Origin of the sequence: Niallia taxi (genome assembly GCF_004005475.1) — a bacterium.
Lineage (GTDB): Bacteria > Bacillota > Bacilli > Bacillales > Cytobacillaceae > Niallia > Niallia taxi.
On sequence record NZ_RZTZ01000015.1, the window covers coordinates 63,495 to 85,451 of the forward strand.

General features: G+C 37.9%; 22 protein-coding genes and 1 riboswitch. Of the genes, 17 read left to right on the plus strand and 5 right to left on the minus strand.

The window, feature by feature from the left end:
* The first annotated feature begins 118 nt into the window (after positions 1-118).
* On the plus strand, positions 119-889 hold the full coding sequence (locus tag EM808_RS23870; protein ID WP_127741555.1) for a TerC family protein: 771 nt from the start codon (positions 119-121) through the stop codon (positions 887-889).
* Between the two features lie 50 nt (positions 890-939).
* On the opposite strand, the gene EM808_RS23875 is transcribed toward EM808_RS23870, so the two are convergent.
* Positions 940-1,476 carry a ribonuclease H-like YkuK family protein gene (locus EM808_RS23875; protein WP_127741557.1) on the minus strand — a complete coding sequence of 179 codons (537 nt, stop codon included), beginning with the start codon at positions 1,474-1,476 and terminating at the stop codon, positions 940-942.
* Positions 1,477-1,950: 474 nt separating this feature from the next.
* Here EM808_RS23875 and EM808_RS23880 point away from each other — a divergent pair, with 474 nt between their 5' ends.
* Entirely contained in the window at positions 1,951-2,934 is a 984-nt protein-coding gene (locus EM808_RS23880; RefSeq protein ID WP_164849771.1) for a metal-dependent hydrolase, read from the plus strand.
* Between the two features lie 15 nt (positions 2,935-2,949).
* On the plus strand, positions 2,950-4,086 hold the full coding sequence (locus EM808_RS23885) for an MGDG synthase family glycosyltransferase (protein WP_127741561.1): 1,137 nt from the start codon (positions 2,950-2,952) through the stop codon (positions 4,084-4,086).
* Between the two features lie 76 nt (positions 4,087-4,162).
* On the opposite strand, the gene EM808_RS23890 is transcribed toward EM808_RS23885, so the two are convergent.
* Complete coding sequence (locus EM808_RS23890; RefSeq protein WP_127741563.1) at positions 4,163-4,984, minus strand: alpha/beta fold hydrolase; 822 nt, start codon at positions 4,982-4,984, stop codon at positions 4,163-4,165.
* A gap of 264 nt (positions 4,985-5,248) precedes the next feature.
* On the opposite strand from EM808_RS23890, the gene EM808_RS23895 reads away from it, so the two are divergent.
* Positions 5,249-6,268 (plus strand): STAS domain-containing protein, encoded by a 1,020-nt coding sequence (locus EM808_RS23895; protein ID WP_127741565.1) that lies wholly within the window; start codon positions 5,249-5,251, stop codon positions 6,266-6,268.
* 85 nt (positions 6,269-6,353) lie between these two features.
* Here EM808_RS23895 and EM808_RS23900 read toward each other — a convergent pair whose 3' ends face one another.
* Positions 6,354-6,659: a DUF5658 family protein gene (locus tag EM808_RS23900; RefSeq protein WP_251663611.1), complete on the minus strand. Its 306-nt coding sequence runs from the start codon at positions 6,657-6,659 to the stop codon at positions 6,354-6,356.
* Between the two features lie 213 nt (positions 6,660-6,872).
* Here EM808_RS23900 and EM808_RS23905 point away from each other — a divergent pair, with 213 nt between their 5' ends.
* The 3 genes from EM808_RS23905 (at position 6,873) to EM808_RS23915 (ending at position 9,555) form a co-directional block, all read left to right on the plus strand.
* Positions 6,873-7,829 carry a tyrosine-type recombinase/integrase gene (locus EM808_RS23905; RefSeq protein ID WP_127741569.1) on the plus strand — a complete coding sequence of 319 codons (957 nt, stop codon included), beginning with the start codon at positions 6,873-6,875 and terminating at the stop codon, positions 7,827-7,829.
* Between the two features lie 109 nt (positions 7,830-7,938).
* Entirely contained in the window at positions 7,939-8,379 is a 441-nt protein-coding gene (locus tag EM808_RS23910; protein ID WP_127741571.1) for a CoxG family protein, read from the plus strand.
* Positions 8,380-8,546: 167 nt separating this feature from the next.
* Positions 8,547-8,635, plus strand: a riboswitch (cyclic di-GMP riboswitch).
* Between the two features lie 47 nt (positions 8,636-8,682).
* Positions 8,683-9,555 carry an amidase gene (locus tag EM808_RS23915; protein WP_127741573.1) on the plus strand — a complete coding sequence of 291 codons (873 nt, stop codon included), beginning with the start codon at positions 8,683-8,685 and terminating at the stop codon, positions 9,553-9,555.
* Between the two features lie 32 nt (positions 9,556-9,587).
* On the opposite strand, the gene EM808_RS23920 is transcribed toward EM808_RS23915, so the two are convergent.
* Positions 9,588-10,586: an acrylyl-CoA reductase family protein gene (locus tag EM808_RS23920; RefSeq protein ID WP_127741575.1), complete on the minus strand. Its 999-nt coding sequence runs from the start codon at positions 10,584-10,586 to the stop codon at positions 9,588-9,590.
* A gap of 341 nt (positions 10,587-10,927) precedes the next feature.
* Between EM808_RS23920 and EM808_RS23925 the strand changes: the two genes are divergently transcribed.
* The 10 genes from EM808_RS23925 to dacB all read left to right on the plus strand — a co-directional run bounded on the left by EM808_RS23925 (position 10,928) and on the right by dacB (position 21,203).
* A complete protein-coding gene (locus tag EM808_RS23925; RefSeq protein WP_127741577.1) occupies positions 10,928-11,701 on the plus strand; it encodes an MBL fold metallo-hydrolase in 774 nt (257 codons plus the stop codon).
* 314 nt (positions 11,702-12,015) lie between these two features.
* Positions 12,016-12,771 (plus strand): exodeoxyribonuclease III, encoded by a 756-nt coding sequence (locus tag EM808_RS23930; RefSeq protein WP_127741579.1) that lies wholly within the window; start codon positions 12,016-12,018, stop codon positions 12,769-12,771.
* Between the two features lie 142 nt (positions 12,772-12,913).
* Positions 12,914-13,333: a MarR family winged helix-turn-helix transcriptional regulator gene (locus EM808_RS23935; protein ID WP_127741581.1), complete on the plus strand. Its 420-nt coding sequence runs from the start codon at positions 12,914-12,916 to the stop codon at positions 13,331-13,333.
* A 17-nt stretch (positions 13,334-13,350) separates the two neighbouring features.
* The gene (locus EM808_RS23940) at positions 13,351-14,328 is read left to right on the plus strand and encodes a ring-cleaving dioxygenase (protein WP_127741583.1); all 978 of its coding nucleotides are present in this window, start codon (positions 13,351-13,353) and stop codon (positions 14,326-14,328) included.
* Positions 14,329-14,437: 109 nt separating this feature from the next.
* Positions 14,438-15,238, plus strand: a complete 801-nt coding sequence (locus EM808_RS23945; protein ID WP_127741585.1) for an HAD family hydrolase — start codon at positions 14,438-14,440, stop codon at positions 15,236-15,238.
* Between the two features lie 158 nt (positions 15,239-15,396).
* A complete protein-coding gene (locus EM808_RS23950; protein WP_127741587.1) occupies positions 15,397-16,767 on the plus strand; it encodes a DEAD/DEAH box helicase in 1,371 nt (456 codons plus the stop codon).
* Positions 16,768-16,793: 26 nt separating this feature from the next.
* Positions 16,794-17,381: a hypothetical protein gene (locus EM808_RS23955; protein ID WP_127741589.1), complete on the plus strand. Its 588-nt coding sequence runs from the start codon at positions 16,794-16,796 to the stop codon at positions 17,379-17,381.
* Between the two features lie 14 nt (positions 17,382-17,395).
* Positions 17,396-18,415 (plus strand): STAS domain-containing protein, encoded by a 1,020-nt coding sequence (locus tag EM808_RS23960; RefSeq protein ID WP_127741591.1) that lies wholly within the window; start codon positions 17,396-17,398, stop codon positions 18,413-18,415.
* 421 nt (positions 18,416-18,836) lie between these two features.
* The gene (locus EM808_RS23965; protein ID WP_127741593.1) at positions 18,837-19,646 is read left to right on the plus strand and encodes an Fpg/Nei family DNA glycosylase; all 810 of its coding nucleotides are present in this window, start codon (positions 18,837-18,839) and stop codon (positions 19,644-19,646) included.
* A gap of 72 nt (positions 19,647-19,718) precedes the next feature.
* Positions 19,719-21,203 carry a D-alanyl-D-alanine carboxypeptidase/D-alanyl-D-alanine endopeptidase gene (dacB, locus tag EM808_RS23970; RefSeq protein ID WP_127741595.1) on the plus strand — a complete coding sequence of 495 codons (1,485 nt, stop codon included), beginning with the start codon at positions 19,719-19,721 and terminating at the stop codon, positions 21,201-21,203.
* 29 nt (positions 21,204-21,232) lie between these two features.
* On the opposite strand, the gene EM808_RS23975 is transcribed toward dacB, so the two are convergent.
* Complete coding sequence (locus tag EM808_RS23975) at positions 21,233-21,859, minus strand: ribonuclease H1 domain-containing protein (RefSeq protein WP_127741597.1); 627 nt, start codon at positions 21,857-21,859, stop codon at positions 21,233-21,235.
* Positions 21,860-21,957 lie beyond the last annotated feature (98 nt).

The following is a 21,957-nucleotide window of genomic DNA, read 5'->3' on the forward strand; positions in this document are numbered from 1 at the left end:
ATAAAAAATGAAAAAAGGCAACGCTTTCCGTCTAGTTCAAAGGATTGCAGTTGTCTATTTTTAGGAGTATAATGTTCTCATTATCAATTTTTAATATAATGATATGGGGGCTTTTTGATTGGACATTTTACATCAAATACTTTCTACTTACGCTTCATTCTTTGATGGAGAGATGTGGGTTAAAGTATTATCAGACCCTGTTTCTTGGGGATTAATTGGTTCACTTGTCATCCTTGAAGGACTTCTTTCAGCAGACAATGCACTAGTGCTTGCTATCATGGTTAAGCATCTTCCTAAGGACAAGCAAAAAAAAGCACTCACATATGGACTGATTGGAGCGTATTTTTTCCGCTTTTTATTCATCGGACTCGGAGTGTATTTAATTAAATTTACTTGGATTAAAGTAATTGGTGCTGCTTATCTTGCTTGGATTGTTATCCAGCATTTCTTCCTTAATAATAAGGACGAGGAAGCAGGCGGCATAAAAAAAGACAGCTGGACTGTACGTATGTTTGGAGCCTTCTGGGCAACTGTCATTTCTGTTGAATTGTTAGACTTAGCCTTTTCAGTCGACAGCATTCTTGCATCACTAGCTGTTTCAGATGAAATTTGGATTTTGCTATTGGGTGGTATGCTCGGCATTTTAATGATGAGAACAGTAGCAAAGCTGTTCCTAGTCTTAATTGATAAGGTGCCTGAACTAGAAAATACAGCATTTGTGCTTATCGGCATTATTGCCTTGAAAATGTTTGCTAGTATTTTTGGCTTTGAATTGAATCATTACGTTTTCTTTGCGATCTTGATTCTTGCGTTTATCATTACATTTATCATCCACTTCATTAACAAAAACAAAAAATTGTCTGAAGAAGTGGCCTCAACAAAGGAATAAAAGTTTGCCCTGTTCTGAATAAGGACAGGCTTTTTTTATGTAACAAAGTGTCACTTTGTATATTTATTAGCATAGCTTGATGCAACAAACGAATCCGGTTTTATTTTTGGCTCAATTCCAGTTGATTCAATCCGAGCAACCATCTCATTAACAAACTCACTCGTTCTATTTCTTGAACCGCTGCCAATGTCGATATGACCCTCCATGGAAAAAGTGGCTCCATTATAAATGAAGGGAAGAACGATATCAATCATTGTATTTTTTCTGTCCTCTGTAAATAATGAGACAACTTCCTCTGTTAATGTTGTCTCATAGGAAATCTTTTCATGCAATGCTAACATCTTTCTTGGAACGATTGTCTTTCTAATACAAGCCCATGCTCCTTTGCCTTTATTTTGGATGACAATGCCAGTTATAAAGGTTGTATGCTGCGGGTGAACCTGTGAATCTGTGCCTATCATCAAGCGGTAATTTCCCCGAGGGTTTCTTGCCATAAAGCTAATAATACGTTGAAATACGACATCAAATGTCATAGAGTTTTCTTGAAGATTTTGAAATGTCCTATCTGCCCAACTTTTCTCCGCCATCATAGCCCCTCCTTCAAACGTCTCAACATAAGAAATGAAGTACTGTCTATACCTATTGTATGAACACTCTTAAAAAATAGCACCAAGCAATCTGTACTCCTAGTATATGCCTTGCTTATTGTACAGAGTGAGTAAACGCCTAAAATATGTAAAAAAATACGTATTGAAATAGTAACAACCGATTAAAACGAGAAAATGCTGGGCTTTGAGGTAGTTAAATGGAGGTTTTCCATTACACTAGTTAAATGACTAATGTGCATACATCAACACTATAGTCTATTAACTATAAATTTAAATACCAACGTAAAGAATCTAAACATAATCTTTACATTAAACCATGAATGAAGGAACACATACCAAATATAATGAAGAACATATGGGGGTGATTTATTATACGTGAAGACAAAACCTATACATATTAATGTACTTGGAGTAAGCACTTTTATTTGGTAAACAATGATAAGGAGTGATGAAATGGATACGAGTTCACACATCATCATGGGCTTAGGATTAGCTGCACTCGCTCACATTGATCCCGCTGTCGCTAATTCTGCTGCTTTGTCCCAAGCAGTGTTATTCGGTACAGTAATTGGTTCAAACGCTCCAGACTTTGACTATATTTATCGCATGAAAGGAAAGGGCAGTTATATCCGCAATCATCGTTCCACATCCCATTCTTTGTTTGCATTACCACTTTGGAGTATTGCGGTTTCCGGTATTATTTATGCCTTTTTGCCAGAAGCATCGTTTCTCCATTTATTTTTGTGGACGTTCTTAGCAGTCATTCTTCATGTGTTTTTTGATTTATTTAATGTACATGGAACCCAAGTTTCACTTCCATTCACCAAAAAATGGATTGCGTTTGACTCGCTCCCATTAGTAGATCCTACTATTCTAGTAGTACATTTATTTGGATTTTCCCTTCTGCCATTTTTTCCAATGGATGAGGTGTTTTTAACTATTTATCTTTTTATTTTCCTGTACCTAGCTGTTCGAAGCATTTCCACAGTGTTAGTAAAAAGAAATTTGCATCTTCATTTTCAAAACTCTATTCGCATTAAATTGATTCCTCGTATTTCCTTATTTCATTGGGATGTCATTATCGAAACGAAAGACGATTTTTTATTTGGCGTTTTCGCAAAGGGCAGTCTTACAATTGATCATTCTCTAGTTAAAAAAATTGCATTCCCTGATTTAGTGTCAGAAAGCAAAAAACATCCACTTGTTTCAGATTTTCTATCAAGTACCCAATACGCCTACCCTTTTGTACTAAAACGTAAAAATGGCTACCTAGTCTATTGGAAGGATCTTCGATTTCGCACAAATAAGTTCTTTCCTATTCTTACCATCATTGCAGTATCATCCGACCATAAGATGAATGAAGGTTTTATCGGCACATTATACTCCTTAAAACAATACAAGCAGGTCATCAAACAATTAAAAAATACGGCATCTTAAAGAAGGGCTGAGTTTATGGAAAAGAAATTACTGATTATTTCTTCTGATATTACAGGACATGGTCATAAAAGTATTACAGAATCATTATGCGAAAAAGTCCAAACTTATCAAAATGTCGAAATCTTTGTAGTAGATGGATTTTCTCTTGGTAAACGATTGCTTTTAAAAATCGGCCAATCCTACGGGCCTATCATCAGAAATTCAGAGCATCTTTGGAAGATGATTTGGAGGTTATCTGCATTAAAACCCCACCTAGTTGACAATTTTATCGAATCACTAATTAGGGAAAACTTTCTCAAATTACTAGAGGAAATACAGCCAGATATGATCTTATCTGTTCATCCTAACTTTAATGGCTCCATCTTAAATATTTTAGAAAAGCAAAAAATCCAAATCCCATTTTTCACGCTTATTGCAGACCTTGTGAACATTTTTCCACTTTGGGCAGATAAGAGGGCCCATTACATCATTAGCCCTACATATGAGGCACAAAATAAATGTATTGAATTTGGAATTCCAGATGAGAAAATAAAGGTTGCGGGCTTTCCAGTACGTTCGCGCTTTTTTCCAAAATGTAATGCGCGCAGGCTTTATAGGGAAGGACAGTCATTAACATGCTTGATTATGAGTGGTGGTGAAGGTGTAGGCAATATGAAAAAAATAGCAGAAAATCTCTTGGATCATTTCGAGTGCCACGTTAAAATAGTAGCTGGGAAAAATGCAACACTCAAAACAAAGCTTGAAATGTCACTGAAATCCAAATATGGCGATCGCGTCGAAATTTATGGGTTTACAAAAAACATTCAAGATTTGATGCTAGCATCTGATATTGCATTCACAAGAGGAAGCCCGAATGTTATGTTTGAGGCAATTGCCACAAATACGCCACTTATTATTACAGGTGCGTTACCTGGTCAAGAAGAGGATAATCCAAGCTTTGCCGAGAACTCTAATTTAGGAGTAGTGTGCAAAAAACCAAAGGAAATAAAAGATACATTAACCAATTTACTCGAAAATAATGGGGCAAAGCTAAATGAGATGATAATAAGTCAACGGAATTTTATTAATACAAAGGCTGCGGAGGACATTCTTCAATTTATTTTAGAGGCTGGGGAACCGTATTATGAAGAAGCAAAGGAAAAGCTTTCCTAAATGAATCTCAAATAGCTAACTTAAAAGGTCGTTGAAGAATTACCTTATAAGTTAGCTTTCTTATGTTATGTACCTGTTAGACCATGTGCATCATAATATTTTTAAAGACAAGCTCAGGCTGTTCCTCTGTAATTAAATGGCCGGTTTTTTTATAAGTAATTAACCGTGCATCTGGTAAATCACGAACAAGTCGTTTGCCGATCTCCAATGGAACAACTCGATCTTCCTCACCCCAAATTAATAGTGTGGGAACATGAATATCTTGAAGCTGGTTTGGCAATAAATCCCCTTCGCGATGACGAAGAAGACGGATTAAAGCTTTATAAAATCCTTTTTCACTCAATGGTTTGCCGAATTCTTCAATCATTTCATCATTGATTAATGTTTTGTCAAAAAACACATTATTTAAATGATGTCTAACCCCTTTTTTTTGCACATAATAATAGGCAAGTTTATCAAATAACGGTAAATAGGAAGTGTAAATAAGCGCTTTTCTCGCCCGCTTTAAGTAACCAGAGCTGCATAATAAAACTAATTTGCTTACTCTCTCAGGAGCGAGTAAAGCCATATTAAGAGCTATTTGACCTCCCATAGAATGTGCTACAATAGAAAAATTAGCGTATCCAAACTGATTCATACATTCTAGCAATAGCTTCGCGTAGTTTTGAAAGCTATAAATGAATGAGGTGGACTTATCACTTTTTCCAAAGCCAGGAAGGTCGATGGCGATGACAGAATAATGCTTCTGCAAAAAAGGGATAACTCGGCGGAATGTATAGGTTGAGGACGCAAACCCGTGGATAAGAACAATCGGTGGTTTTTCATTTATTAGGTATTCACAATACAAGTTAATACCAGCGACATTAAGATAAGTTTGTTTTAATTCACAATAGGTCATACGTTCTCCACTCCTTTTTGAATGAATAATGTTTTTATTATTAAACAATTCGGGCGAGAGGATACAAAAATTTCTTATGAATTTACTGCGAATTAGTTATACTAACGAAAGGTGAAATTTAAAGTATTAGTAAAATTAAAAATGACGACATTAGCAAAAAAAATGTTGCGAATATAGGTTTAAAAACAGGTAAAATGGTGTATATATGCAAGGTGAATATACATAAATAGAGAAAAAGAAAATGAGCGTATGAAGGGGATTAAGATGAGCAATAATTCGTCCATAAATATTGGTGGTTTAAACTTTGAATGGGAATTAGAAAAAGGCAGATTTATATTTGAACAACAAGATTCCGTCCTTTTTTGGATTTCCAGTGCAATGAGAACTTTTTTTGATACAATTGAGGAAATTTCCGGTGAGGAGGCATCCACCTTAGTATTTGAAGCTACAGGCTTTAGACAGGGGCTTGTTGTAGGTGAATACTTTGATAAGATGAAGGATGTGGATGTGAAGGAAGCAGCTACACTCATAACAGCTACATATGCATCTGCAGGCTGGGGCTTAGCAGATATCCTTGACTTGGATTTCACAAACAAAACATTAACAGCACATATAAAAGACAGCTGGGAACATAAAATAAACGTTGAACAAGGCAAGAAAAAAGGCGGTCATTTTTTAGCTGCACATTATGCAGGGATTTTCACAAAATTATTCGGTACAAATATTTGGTGTAAGATAGTGCAGGAACAGCTTGAGGGCTATGAATACAGTATCATTGAGTATTTCCCTTCCAATATAACTGTATCTGACAATATCCATGAACTGGCGCGAAAGAAAGAATCAGAACAAATATCTCAATTGGAGCAGGTTGTGGAGGAAAAAACAAAAGAGCTGAAAGACCTTGTTAAAAGAATCTCCTCTCCAATTATACCAGTCCATGATGACATCGTGATTGTTCCGCTACTTGGCAAGTATGATGAAGATCGTTCAGAATTACTTGTAACAAATACACTGAATAATTTGCCTCAATACAAAGCAAGCTATTTAGTTTTAGACTTAACTGGCTTGGACCGAGATATTAGTCAGCATACAGCAAGTCTTTTAGAAAAAATCGGTTCAGCAGCTAACCTAATTGGCATAAAAACAATTTTAGTTGGAATATCACCAGAACTGAGCATCGTCGTATCACAGGCACACATTAACTTATCACAATTTGATTGCTTCCAAACATTAAAGCACGGTATTCATTATGCTTTAGGACAGCTTGGCAGAAAAATTATTTAAAAAAGAAACTCCTTATCTCGTCGATAAGGAGTTATTCTTTGTGGACAGATGTATAGTAGTTTACATAATATAATTATCTTAAACCTCAAAGTGCGTATGTAATCCAAGTAAGATGGACAGCGAATATACTAACATATAATAGAAGTGGAATAGCTAGTATCATCCTCCAGGTCTTCACATGCTTCGTTTTAAAATTAGCAGCGAGAATAAACAGGAAAATGGATAAAGCGATTTTACAGCATAAAAACAAATAAGGAGACAGCTCCCAAATGGAACTCATTAACGGATTTGCTTCGCCAATCAGCTGGAGCTGCATTCCGATATATGTCAATATTCCATCAGCTAAATTTAAAATGCCAATTGTCCAAAAGAGAATCTTTATTGGAAACACCTCATATATAAGCTTTCGACAGCTTGTTATTTCTACTAATTATCCCAATAAATTGCAATAAATTAAATAGGTCATAACACGCAGATGCTAACTTAATTACTTTGTAGCAGTTTTGACTGCATTACCGCGCATAATATCTCTTATGTGCGGTTTTTTAAGGAATATAGTATAATAAATAATAGATAAAAGTCGAAGATTGGTGGTTTATTAGAGATGGATAATCGTTTATTGGCTGAATGGTATGAGGAAGAAGTCACTATCTTTAAAACAGAAATGGATAATAAAGACTACAGTACGTTTACAATGGAGAACTATGTACGCGATATATACTTGTTTTTAGAATTTATGACACGTAAAAAACAAGAAAAAGTAGAATTGAATGATGTGAAGAAGCTACATATTACCCTTTTTATGAATGAATTGAAAACGAAGCGAGGCAATAGTGCCACATCAAGGAATAGACGACTGACGGCATTAAGATCGTTTTTTAAGTGCTTGATGGATTACGAGCTACTTCATAAAAACATTGCTGCTGAATTAGAAAGTGCAAAGGAACAAAAAGGGAAATTGCCGAGTTATTTAGAAAAGGATGAGCTGAAGGCATTTTTTGATATGATCAGTATTGTATCGCAAAAGCAGCATCAAAGAAGAAATAAGGTGATGATGGGCTTGATGGCTTTTGCTGGCTTGCGCGTTTCCGAGATACATATATTGAATATCTCCTCGATTCAAACTGGAAAAAGAGGACTGCAGGTGTTAGGGAAAGGGAATAAAACGAGATATATTCCGTTGCCTATAAAGCTTTATGAGGAGTTAATGACTTATATAAAGGAAGATAGAATTCTACCGATGCGAGGAAATGAGGACGCCTTGTTTATCTCAAGACGAGGAAAAAGAATTTCTAGAAGACGGATACAGGAAATAACAGAGCGAATCTGCGACAGTATTGAACAGGAATACCCAGAATACAATTGGAAGCAAAAGTCTATTTCCAGCCATAAGCTGAGACATAGCTTTGCAACACACCTCGTGAGGGACGGAAGAGATATTCGTACCATTCAAGAGCTGTTAGGACACACCAATTTAAACACAACCCAAAAATATACACATGTGTCTGATAATCAAAAGGAAAAAGCAATGGAAATGGAGTTGTCAGATTACTTTTATTAAGAAACAATAATTATATTATGTAAACTAATTAAAAATCCTCTTGGCAAACATACTTTCTTCCTATATGAATATGCATAGTAATAGACATGAAGAGAAGGAAGTGTGAGCAATGCCTAGTAAAAAACATAGTGTAGTTGTTAAAGCACCGCTTGAAAAAGTCTGGGATTTTGTCAGGTCGATGGATAATTGGGCTCCGTTAGTTCCTGGTTATATTCAGCATCAGATCATCTCTGATTTAGTTTCAACATGGGAGTTTAAGACAGATATCGGCTTCATAAAGAAAAAAATATCTTTACGAATTGATATACTGAAATGGGAGGAGCCATCTCAAGTTTCTTTTAAGCTGACAGGAATAAATGAAAAATTTATCGGGAGTGGTTATTTTTCAGCACAGCAGGTTGGAGAAATGCAAACGAAAATGACTGGTTACTTAGAAATTAACGCATTTGGTACATTTGCCCCGATGGTTAATAGTGTGCTTGAGCCGAAATTAGATGAAATTACGCAGGAATTAACAATAGAGGTTTGTAAAGCAATTGAACAAAGGTAATTATAATTATATTATGTTAACTAGAATTATAGCTTCTGACTGACAAGCTTATGATAAAAGCTTTCTAAGTAATTCATCCCTATTTACCATATTTTTCATCTTTTCTTTGTGAGAAAAGCACTAGGAAAAAAGGTTTAATGACGCTATAATATAGGTAACTAAAATATATCTGAAAAGGGCAAACTTGTTGAAAAGCAAGGACGCAAAGCTATGGGCCTAACCGTTTATAAAAACGAATGGCTGCCAGGCTGCCAGACTTCTCCTTTGGATTGGTCTAGGCTTTTCTAAAGGAGAAGTATAAGAATGAAGAAACTAGCAATTTTAATTTTGGTGGTGGGCTTAATGCTACCTTCTATCCATACAAATGCTGCTGCAAACAGCAAAACAAATGCAACCTGGATCTGGAATCCATGGGCACTAACAACCGCAGCCGGACAAAATAAAGTCATTAATTTTCTTGTGAAAAATAGTGTGACAGACGTCTATCTGCAAATTGACCAAGAGGTTGAACGGAAAACATATCAACAGTTTATTGCTAAAGCAACTACAAACAATATCAGTGTTCATGCATTAGACGGTGCTTCGAAATGGGCATTGGCAGGCGGACAAGCATATGCGGACAGCATGTTTACTTGGCTAAAGAATTACCAAAAGAACAGTGCTGCTAATCAACGCTTCAGTGGTGTACATCTTGATGTTGAACCGTATATATTGACAGAATGGAACACAGACAGAGATGATGTTGTACTAGCTTATCAGAAGCTAATTAAGCGTAGTAGTCAGTTAAGCACTAATTTAAGCTTAGAATTAAGTATTGATATGCCATTTTGGTTTGATGAAATTACATTTGCCAACACATATGGAAAAAGCAATCTTGCAAAATGGGCAATTAAAAACACAGATTCTGTCACAATTATGGCATACCGAAATACAGCAACAGGTGCAAACGGCATTAATTCACTTGTGAAAACAGAAGTACAGTATGCGAAGGATGCAGGAAAAACAATCAATATTGGTGTTGAAACTGGTGAGTCAGAAGAGGGATCCAATATCAGCTTTTATGAAAAAAGTAAAACATATATGAAAAACGAGCTTGCAAAAGTAGCAAAAGCATATCCGCAAGAAAATGTTAATCTTGCTGTCCATTATATTGATACATGGATGCAAATGAAGTAAAAAAGGACCTTAATAAAGGTCCTTTTTCTTATTTATCCTTTTATATTTGCAATAATTCTGCCGCGGATTCCGCCTTGCAGAATGGTTGGCAAAAGCTCTGGAAGTTCATCTAGTGAAACCTCTTTGGCGATAAATGGAGTTAAGTCATCGATTTTTAAGTCGGAGGCAACTCGTTCCCACACTTTCAGCCTTGTCTCCATCGGACAATAAACCGAGTCTATACCTAATATATTAACGCCTCTTAATATAAACGGATAAACGGATGTTGGCACATCTCCGCCACCAGTTAAGCCGCTAACAGCCACAGAGCCGTTATATTGCAGTTTGCTTGCGATAGCTGCTAATGTAGCTCCACCAACAGGATCGATTGCCCCAGCCCATTCCTGCTTATCTAATGTCTTTAGATTGCCATTATAAACCTCATCTCTGGCAATAATGCTGCCAGCACCAATAGCTGTTAAATATTCATGCTCCGATTCCTTGCCTGTACTAGCTTCCACGTTATAGCCGAGCTTTGCAAGCATCGCAACACCGAAGCTTCCAACACCGCCTGTTGCTCCTGTTACAAGCACTTTCCCATTTTCAGGCTTCAAGCCATTTTCTTCTAGGCGCAATACCGATAATGCAGCAGTGAAGCCAGCTGTTCCAATAATCATCGCTTCTTTTAATGAAAGACCTTCTGGAAGCGGCACAATATAATCTGCCGGGATATTTGCGTATTGACTATAACCGCCACTGTGAGATACACCAATTTCATAGCTGGTTGCAATCACTTTATCTCCCGTTTGGTAACGATCATCGTCCGATTCGACAACAACACCTGCTAAATCAATACCAGGGATATGTGGATAGGAACGAACGATTTTTCCGTTTGGCACACTCGCGAGACCATCTTTATAATTGATTCCAGAATAATGCACTTCTATTAATACATTGCCTTTAGACAGCTTGTCTAAGTTTACTTGTTCTACACGCAAAGAAAAATCTTCGTCTTGTTTATTTACTACAACTGCTTTAAATGTATCTATCATTATGTTCACCTCGGTGTCATCTTATCATTTTTTTTTGTGCATGGTCAAAATATCCAACTTGGCTATATACGAATAATACATGTTATTAGCATGGAACGCCACTATAGGGTGACTGAACATCATACATTGCCAAGGAAGCAGCTGCTTATTTTTATACACTACGAGTCGAGTGATCTTAGGCCTATCTTGGGTTTGAGCATAAAATAGAGGAAGCTATCTTTCGATTAATTATCCACACGTATTTCCCTTTTTCTTAAAGGTTTCAATAACCTCTTAAAAATGTATTTTTTGTGTCAAATTAAAATGTTAGGTAATACTAACTGAAAAAAGGAGACATCTACATGAAAATAGCAAGTGATGTTTATGGATATAAAACAGCTATCGCCAATATAGCACTAGTAGGAGGATTAGGGAAGGACAAGCAAGATTGGGTATTGGTCGATGCAGGCATACCATATTCCGCTAAATTTATTTTGCAATATGCTAAATCATTATTCGGTAAAAAAAAACCAATAGCAATCATCTTGACACATGGCCATTTTGATCATATCGGTGCATTGGAAACATTGCTGCATGAGTGGGATGTGCCGATATATGCCCATAGCGAGGAAATGTCCTATTTAACGGGAGAAGAGGTTTATCCAAGACCAACACCATTTGTTGTGAAGGGCGTTATGTCGTTTTTGTCGCCGTTTTATCCTCGTGATGGTATTCAGCTACATTCTAACCTGAAAGTACTACAGTCAGGAGAAGAGCTGAATTTCATGGAGGGGTGGGAGTGTATCCATACACCAGGACACACAAAAGGCCATATATCCTTATACAGAAAAGAGGACGGACTGCTGTTGGCTGGTGATGCCTTCGTTACTGTTAAACAAGAATCCTTATTCGCGGTATTAACACAGAAAGAGGAGCTGCATGGACCACCAGCGTATTTCACTCCAAACAGAGCGGAAAGCAGAGAGTCTATCATGAAGCTGGCAAAACTGGAGCCGAGCATTATCTATACAGGACATGGCAAACCACTTTATGGGAAAGAACAGATTGCCAAAGGACTTTATCGACTCATCCGCCATTATGATGTAGGCTTTGCAGAATCACCAACTATAGTATAGTAAATATTTTTAATGCCATTTCTAGCATTGACTATGTAAGATAAACGGAACTAGCGTGCAATCATTTGAAATATTGCATACTAGTTCCGTTTTTTTGGCTTGTAATGGATAAAAGGAGAGAGAGTTTTCGTTTTGTCCGTGGGTAAGTGATGAACATAATATAAAGGTATTATAATAGATAGAAAAATGACTAGTCTTTTAATTTACTTACTTTTTCATAAAGTATTTTCATGGAAAGATATATTACTTTATTCACTGCGTTATTCATGTTACTCTATTAATTTAGTAGAACATATAGTTAAGGAGCAATACGAATGAAGCTAGTAACATGGAATGTTAATGGAATTAGAGCTTGTGTTAAAAAGGGCTTTTTAGATTTTTTTCATGAAATAGATGCTGATATTTTTTGTATACAAGAATCGAAGCTGCAAGAAGGGCAGATTCAATTAGATTTAGAGGGGTATCATCAATTTTGGAATTATGCGGAGCGTAAAGGGTACTCGGGAACGGCTGTCTTTACTAAACAGAAGCCGTTAAGTGTCAAATATGGTATAGGTGAGGATTTTGAAGAGCTGGAAGGACGCGCGATTACTTTAGAGTTTCCTGAATTTTATTTGCTGAATGTATATACGCCTAACTCTAAACGAGATTTAAGCCGCTTGCCATATAGAATAGAATGGGAAAAGCAGTTAAAGATGTATATTCAAGCACTTGATGAGAAGAAACCAGTCATTTACTGTGGAGACTTAAATGTAGCCCACCAGGAAATTGATTTAAAAAATGCTAGATCTAACCTTGGAAACTCTGGGTTTACAATGGAAGAGCGAGGCGAAATGACAAGCCTACTTGAAGCAGGATTCATTGACAGCTTCCGTTATCTATATCCAGATAGAGGAGATGTATACACATGGTGGTCATACATGGCGAAGGTCAGAGAGCGGAATATTGGTTGGAGAATCGATTATTTCATCCTTTCTGAACGCTTGAAGGACCTGCTTGTCGATACAGAAATACATTGTAATGTGTTAGGAAGCGACCATTGTCCAGTAATGCTGGAAATTAATATGTAAGTAGAGGCTCAAGCTGTGTATCGCTTGAGCTTTTTCTTATGAGCAAAAATTTCGGTAATACATATTGACTGTTCATCAGTTTAGCAGTAAACTGAAAATATAAGTTAAGTACTAAACTGAGAAATGACAAGGTGAATGAACAATGAAAACCAAAAGGAATACAAGGCTAGGTGTCTTATTATGGTTCCGTTTATCTAGGTTTTATAACAAAAGCAACAGAAAAAGCAATCAGCATTTAAAGGAATTTGGGTTAAATGTCGCCCAGCTCGATATGATTGCCCAAATAGGTCAAACTAATTCCATCTCACAGCAGGAGCTTGCAGACAAACTGCTTGTGTCAAAAGGAAACATAACACAGCTCCTGAAAAAAATGGAGGAGCAGGGTTTGATTGAAAGAAGGCAGGAATGGAAAACGAAATACGTTTCCTTGACGGAAAAAGGCCAAAACCTGTATCGTGATGCCATTCCTAAACAAGAGGAGTTTCAAGCAGCACAGTTTGAAGCATTAACAGAAGCAGAAATGAAGCAGTTACTTGGACTGCTGAAAAAAATTCAGAAATAGAAAGAAGGAAAAAAACAATGATGTTTAAAGGTATCCATCATGTTTCAGCAATGACATCAAAAGCAGCACAAAACTATGACTTTTATACAAGGGTATTAGGCATGCGTCTAATTAAAAAAACAGTTAATCAAGATGATACATCTGTTTATCATTTATTTTATGGGGATGAAAAAGGTAATCCAGGCACAGAGCTTACTTTCTTTGAAATTCCGAACCTTGCTCCAAACAGAGAAGGTGTGAGTAGTATTTCAGCACTGTCGCTGCGTGTTCCGAGTGATGATTCCTTACAATATTGGGTGGAGCGATTTGATGAATTGCAAGTTTCTCATGGAGAGATAATGGAGCGTGCTGGGCGTAAGGCGTTGGAATTCCGTGATTTTGAAAGTCAGCGCTTCTTCCTCGTGTCAGATGAACATAATGAAGGCGTTAAGGCAGGTACACCATGGAAAAAAGGACCAATTCCATTAGAGCATGCCATTGTTGGACTTGGACCAGTGCAATTGACAGTGCGTAAACCACAGCCAACAATCCGTGTTTTAACAGAGATTATGGGTTTTCGTGCTAGCGGCCAATTTTCTTCTCATCTAGAAAATCAGCCAGATATTCTTGTTTTTGAAACAGGTGAAGGTGGCAGTGGTGCAGAGGTTCATGTTGAGGAAAGAACAGATCTGCCGGTACAGCGTCTTGGCAGAGGCGGAGTTCATCATGTTGCTTTCCGTGTTGATGATGAGGAAGAGCTGTATGAATGGATAAATAAAGTAAATGAATCGAGATTTCAAAACTCTGGTTTCGTTGACCGCTTCTATTTTAAATCTCTTTATTTCAGAGAGCCTAATGGGATTTTATTTGAGCTTGCGACAGACGGACCAGGCTTTGATACAGATGAGCATATCGACCATCTTGGTGAATCGTTGGCACTGCCGCCGTTCTTAGAGCCGCAGCGAGCAGAAATTGAAGCGAGACTTAAACCCCTCGACACATCACTTGACCAATAATTAAGCGGGGAGGCAATAGGACCTCCTCTTTTTTGCATGCAAAAAGCTGTCTATTGGTAGGTCTTATGTTTATAATACTAAGAGAACAGTACTAAGGGGGAAGACGAAAATGAAATGTGTATCTATTGATCTGGACGGCACACTTTTGGATGACCAGCACCAGATTTCCGAAAAAAATAGACAAGTAATTCAACAAATGAAGGATAATCATATAGAGGTTATTTTAAATACAGGAAGACAGTATGCCGATGTTATTAGAGTTGCAGGTGTAGCTGAGCTAAAGCTGCCTATTTTCTGCTTAAATGGAAGCATGATGTATTCAGAAAGCGGTGAGCTTCTTTATGAAACAACGCTTGCAGAGGATTTATATTTTGAGCTTTTAGCTAAATTAAAGCCGCTTAATGTTGGCATTCTTGTGTATACGAATAAAGGAGGATTCCCTGGTACATTGCCTTCATTAAGAGGGAAATCATGGGATGAAATTCAGCAAATGTTTGACAGTCAGGACTATGAAGGTATTGTTGCACAAGAAGACATTAAGATCTATAAATTAATTGCCGTCGTTAATGAAACAGAAATTGATAAGATTGATACGGTAAAAAACACTCTTAAAGAGATTTCTAGTGTCTCCTTTTCATCCTCTTTTCCTAATAACTGTGAGATAACATCAAGCACTGCTCAAAAAGGGAAGGCAATAAGACGCTACGAAAACATGAAAAAAATCGTTTTTGATGAAATATATTCATTTGGTGATGGAGGAAATGATGTAACACAATTTGAAGTATCGACTAGATCATTCGCCATGGAAAATGCACCGGACGAAATAAAGAAAAGAGCGAGTGATATAACAAAGAGCAACAACGAGGATGGGGTAGCATATGCTGTCACTGAAATCCTGAAGCTCGTTTAATTCTTGTATTCCTAAAAAGGAGCAAAGGCATAATAGTCTTTGCTCCTTTTTAATTATAAGAGTTTTCTTAAGAACACTTGCTATTTTACCGATAAAAAGCCAAAATAAAGGATGGTTAGCTATTGTTAAGCTGACTAAGTAGAAAGTAGGGATATTAATTGACAGATTTTAAAAGCTTAGGAATTAATGATACGATTATAGATCATTTACAAAAAAGAGGAATAACAGAGCCTTCACCAATCCAAAAAAAGGTTATACCTTCCATAATAGACGGTAAAGATGTTATAGCTCAAGCACAAACAGGGACAGGAAAAACATATGCATTTGCCTTGCCAATTGTTCAAAAACTAAAAAAAGACGCAGACTATATACAAGCATTGATTGTCAGCCCGACAAGAGAGCTTGCGATTCAAATCTCTGCTGAAATAGAGAAAGTAAAGCCTGATTTTGCAGAAGTATTAACAGCATACGGCGGTCAGGATGTGGAAAAGCAGCTTCATCGAATGAAGGACAATATTTCCATTGTTGTCGCAACACCAGGAAGGCTGATAGATTACATGAAAAGGGGTCAAATAAAGCTTGACCGCTTAAATGTCATTGTACTTGATGAGGCCGACCAAATGCTTCACATCGGATTTTTAGAAGAAGTGAAATACATAATGAGACGTACGCCAAAATCAAGGCAGACGCTAATGTTTTCTGCGACTATTTCTGATGATATTAAAATGCTTGCCAAGAAATACATGATAAATGCTGAGTACATGACAGTAGAGAAAAAACAAGGGCCAGCTGCAACGGTTCAGCAATTTTCTATGCATACAACAGACAGAGCTAAGCAAGGAACGTTAATGACTCTTATAAAAACGTACCAACCATTTATGGCTGTTGTATTTTGCCGAACGAAGCGAAGAGTGAGCAAATTATATGAAGTTCTCCGAAACAGTGGCTTAGATTGCCGGGAGCTGCACGGTGACCTTTCACAGGCAAAACGAGAGCAAGTGATGAAGGACTTCCGCAATGCTAAATTTCCGATATTAATTGCAACAGATGTTGCTGCAAGAGGATTAGACATTGATGGCATTACACATGTATTCAACTATGACATTCCTGCAGATGCAGAAAGCTATGTGCATAGAATTGGTCGAACAGGCAGAGCTGGTATGGAGGGCGCAGCCATTACCTTCTATTCTTCAGATGACCGTGAAACATTGGATATGATAGAGCAGGAGCTTGGCATCACGATAACAAAGATGCAGCAGCTGAAAAAAACGGATGACAGCTCAGAGCAAGCTGCTAAAACAAAAACGGACTATACTAAACGTAAACCTGGCTTCCGATCATCTCAGAAAGCAAAGGCTGGACAAGGCAGAAAAAAACAGCATTCAGGTGAACCAAAAGGGAAGCAGGACAGGAATGCTAGCAGCAAGGGCAAGGATGGAGCAAAGCAGGAAAGAACGTTTAGCAGCAATAAAGGCAAAAGAAACACAGGCAGTGCGATTTTTAAGCCAAAACATTCAAAAAAGAAATAAGTACGGCATAAAGGAGTTAGACTAAATTGATAAACAAAAATATGAAGAAATATCTTGAAAGTAAGCCAGAGAATGAAAAAATTGCTGCTCTTCCAGTAGAAAAAGCTTATTTACTGGAGAGCGAGCTTGCAGCTGAAGAAGGCATCGTCATTGTATCATTACCAGAAAAACTAGGTGAATTCTACATGGAGCTTGCTAATAAAGAAAGTGACGAAACAGTAAAAGAAGCTTTGCCTGCTTCCTTTCTAGAAGAAAAAATTTCTCTGCTGAAAACCAATCTCGACGAATATTTATATGTGGAAACAGATTTGTTTGACATGATTCAAGTAGACGGGCTGACATTGGAGGTTGATTCTGTTTTCCGCAAATATGACGGACTTTTCGGCTTCCGTGCTCCTAAGAAGCAAGAGCAGGTTATCCGTTCTTACTTTTCAAATAAGCTAGGCAGCGAAACACCATATAGCCTTATGTTTAATAATCAAGATGGTCTATGGGATGTGAACCTTCCGATCGAATATATAGAAGGATTTACAGAGGAATTGAGTGTAGCAGCTGTATTAGAATTGTTTTACAGCTTTATGTTTACCCTAGGTAGTTTGTTAGACGAGAAATAAGTGAGGAGAATAGCATGGGAGATTCAATTATACGCACAGAAGTAGACAACACTGTATTTACTTGGGATAAAGACAAAGGGATTTTTTCTTTTGATGGAGCTCAGTCTGTGCTGTTTTGGGACTCTGCCATTGAATTATTCATTAGTACAATCATTGAGGTTTCAGGCAATGATGTATCAAATACTGTCCTTGAAGCGACTGGATTTCGGATGGGAGAGCTAGTCAGCAGCTATTATAAGGACAGGATTGATACTAGAGATGTGATTGAACAATATATGGATATATATCGAAATGCCGGCTGGGGAAAAATCAACGTCACGCATTTCTGTCTCGATGAGAAAAAGGTCATTCTCCAGCTTAAGAACAGCTGGGAGCATCGCATCTATCAATCTATGAAAAAAGAGCAGGCAACCGTCCTGCTTCCAAGCCATTGGGCAGGTGTGCTTACAGCTTTGTTTAAAGAAAATATGTGGTATAAGGTAAATAAGTCACAGCTTAATGGTGATGAATTTGACGAGATTGAAATTTATCCATCCTCCATTACGCCAAATGATAACATCCATCAACTGGCGCGCCAAAAAGAGCAGGCATATATAAATCAGCTTGAACAAAAAGTAGAAGATAGAACACAGGAGCTTTCAGAGCTGGTAAAGCACCTATCTACACCAATCATGCCTGTCATGAAAGGGATTTTGGCTGTTTCTCTTGTTGGGAAATTTAATGATGAGCGCTTTGAGGGATTACTTCAAAAAACGTTATTTGCATTTTCCAAGCAAAGAGCAACCTATCTGCTGCTTGACATGACAGCAATTAGTGACTTTGACGAATATATCATTTTCCGTTTACAAGGTTTGGTTAAGGCAGTTGCCCTTTTAGGGGGAGAATGCATTCTTGTCGGCATTAGTCCGGCATTAGGTGTGCAAATTATTAATTCAGGCGTTGATTTACAGTCCATTCCAACATTTTCAACATTAGAGCAAGGTATTGAACATGCTATCGATAAGCTTGGGTATGAAATAGTTAAAAAAAGCTAAGCTTTAAGTGAAGAGGCTGGGACAAAACAAAAGATAAGCTTTCTAAACACGAATAATAGAATTACAACTAAATTTGAAAAATGAAGGTTGTGTCTAAATAGAATGTTGAGTTAAAGTTAATTCGTTTCATTGCGCTGCACCCACTCGCTTTCCGCGGGGAGGAAGCTGAGCCTCCTCGTCTTCGCCTGCTGGGTCTCATCCTTTCCTCTATTTCCCTTAGTAGTCGAGTGGCCTCCGCTCCATTCCACTAAAATTTCTGATTTTTTGTATTTAAACTAAGAACAAAAGACCGAACTATTTAATCAATAGTTCGGTCTTTACGCTGGTTCACATACTTATGTCCCGGCCTCTTTTTTTATGCATGAAAAGCTATGGGCAATCAGAATATAAAGGGAAGAAACTAACCTTTGGAGGTATGCACATGCCTGAATTACCAGAAATGGAAAATTACAAACGTAACCTTAATCAGCTCCTGCAAAATAAGATGATTACAGATGTCATCATAAACAGAGAAAAATCGGTTAATGTCACACCAATTGTATTTATTGGCGCCGTTCGCGGTACTACCATACAGGCTGTTGAGAGGCGGGCAAAGCATCTGTTGTTTCGGTTAAGCAATAATAAGGTGCTGCTGCTGCATTTAATGCTTGGGGGCTGGATGTATTATTCAGAAGAAAAGGATAAGCCAAAACGAACAGTGCAGGTACAGCTGTCCTTTGGAGAGAAACATCTTTATTTCATCGGTTTAAGACTCGGATACCTTCATCTATACACGGAACAGGAAGTGGAGCAGGAATTGGCAGATTTAGGACCAGAGCCCTTAGCTGCCAGCTTTACGGAAGCACAGTTTTTAACGTATATAGAAAAAAAGCGAGGCATGCTGAAGCTAAAGCTGGTCGATCAGCATTTCTTGTCAGGAATCGGCAATTGTTATTCAGACGAAATATGTTATGATGCGAGGCTGTTACCGGATAGAAAATTGGAGGATTTAAGTAGCGACGAGCTGTCGGCTCTCTATACATCAATCCGAACAGTTTTACCAGAGGCAACAGAGATTGGCGGTTATATGGAGCATCCGCTTTACGTCGGAGATACTAAAACAGGAGCCTTTAATGATAAATGCCGTGTGTATGACTGTGAAGGCCAGCCTTGTCAAAGATGTGGCAATAAAATTGTGAAAACAGAAATCTCTTCCAAGAAAACCTTCTTTTGTCCAGTTTGTCAGCATTAATTGTCTAAGCTCCTTTTTTTCTGTCCATAATAGTTCTTTACATATGCCTTAGATAAAGGGGTGGGTTTGCTTTTGAAACGACAAAAACTTGTCTTGCTGCTGATTATCCTTGGAATACTTGTCGTACAGCTGAATGGAACAAAACCATATGAGCTCGAAGTACATGCACAAGGAAACACAGAAGATGTAGAAGCAGAATTAAATAAGCTTCTCACATCCATGCCTAAGCTAAAAGGGAGTCTTGCTGGTATAAGCATCCGTGATCAGAGCAGCGGACAGGTTGTTTATGAACAAATGGCTCATACAAGATTAGCGCCTGCTTCTAATTTAAAGCTGTTAACAGCTGCCGCTGCACTGTCTGTATTAGGGAGTGACTATACCTTTGACACAGTGATTTATACAGACGGAAAGCTTGTGAATGGAGTTTTATCAGGAGATTTGTACGTAAAAGGCAAAGGCGATACCACTTTACTTCAAAGTGACCTGGAGAATATCGCTAAGTCATTACATGATAAAGGAATCAAGAAAATCAATGGCAGCATCATTGGTGATGCAAGCTGGTATGATGATGTTCCTTATTCCATTGATTTGGCTTGGAGTGATGAATCCACCTATTACGGAGCACCTGTTTCTGGATTGACGATGTCACCTGATAAAGAATATGATGCAGGCACAATTTTGATTAAAGCAAGTCCTGGGGCAAATGCAGGCAATCCAGCAAAGCTGACAATTAAGCCATCGGTCTCTAATCTGGATATTGCTAATCGTACAAGCACTGTTAATAAGGACGGCAAGGAAGATATCCAGTCTGTAAGGAAGCATGGTGAAGATTCGATCACAATTAAGGGGGATATTCCGGTAGGAAGCGGCGCAACGAAAAGCTGGGTTGCCATTGAAAATCCTCCTGAATTAGTACTTAATGTGTTCCAGCAAGCATTAACAAACCAAGGTATTACCTGGACTGGTGAAGTAAAGGAAGGGATTACCCCAGAGCTGTCAACACCCATTCATGTTCATAAGTCCCTGCCATTGTCAAAAATAGTAGTTCCATTTTTGAAGCTAAGTAATAATACAATCGGGGAAACATTGTTAAAGGAATTAGGAAAAGTCGAAAAAGGTGAGGGTAGCTTTGAAAAGGGTGTTGCAGTACTTAAGGAACAAATGAAGAAATTCGGATTGGATACGAGTGGCATGCTAATTCGGGATGGTTCGGGTATTTCTCCAATTGATTTGATTACGGCAAATGATTTGTCTACATTGCTTTTCTGTATTCAAAAGGAAGCTTGGTTTTCTGATTATGAAAAAGCGCTCCCTGTTTCCGGTAATAAAGACAGAATGATTGGCGGTACTTTACGCAATCGTCTGCAATCGGAAAATACATTAGGGAAAGTGAAAGCAAAAACCGGGACTTTGTCAGCAGTTAGTTCCCTTTCCGGGTATGTAGAAAGTAAAAGCGGTAAGAGCTATATCTTTTCTATCATGCTGAATCATCTTATTGATGAAAGCTCTGGTAAAATGATGGAGGACCAAATAGTCGAATTATTGGCGTCACATTGAATAAAGCGTGAGAGCATATGCTCTCACGCTTATTTGCGCCCAAAATCAGCTTTTATTTCACCGTGTATGTGTGTTTCCCATTTGATGATTTTGTTTTTGTATGTATTTGCCTTCAGCCAAGCTTCAGCTCGTTCAATCATTTGCCACAGTTCCTCTGTACGATGATCACGTTTAAGGCTTGTGTTCGCTTTTTTGTTACGTACCCATGAAAGTGCAGTCATGCTGTCACTATATATAGTTGTGTCTTTTCCAAGTTTTTTCAGCATCACCAATGCGTGAACAATTCCCAAAAATTCCCCAATATTATTTGTGCCAAAAACAGGACCATAGTGGAATATGCGTTCTCCAGTCAATGTGTCCACACCCTGATATTCCATCATGCCAGGATTTCCGCTGCATGCCGCATCAACAGAGATGCTGTTTTCGTCAATTGGTGCAGCAGTGCTGCTTTTCAGGGCTGAAGCACCCGATTTTCCGTTTGAGACAGAACGGCTGGCTGCACCTTGGTTATATGCTTGCACCGCTTCTGATTGTGTAGGAAAAGACTTAAAGGCCGCACCTTGAAACCCTTTTGTTTGCTTTTCACATTCTGCCCATGTCGTATAAATACCTGGCTTTCGTCCATTCCACACTACATAATATTTTTGTTTAGCCATTGCTTCGCCTCCACATTTTCAATCCATTCCTATCATATCATAGCTGGCGAAAAAAAGAACGGACTGTCTGTGACAGCCAGTCCTTAAAAAATGTAAAT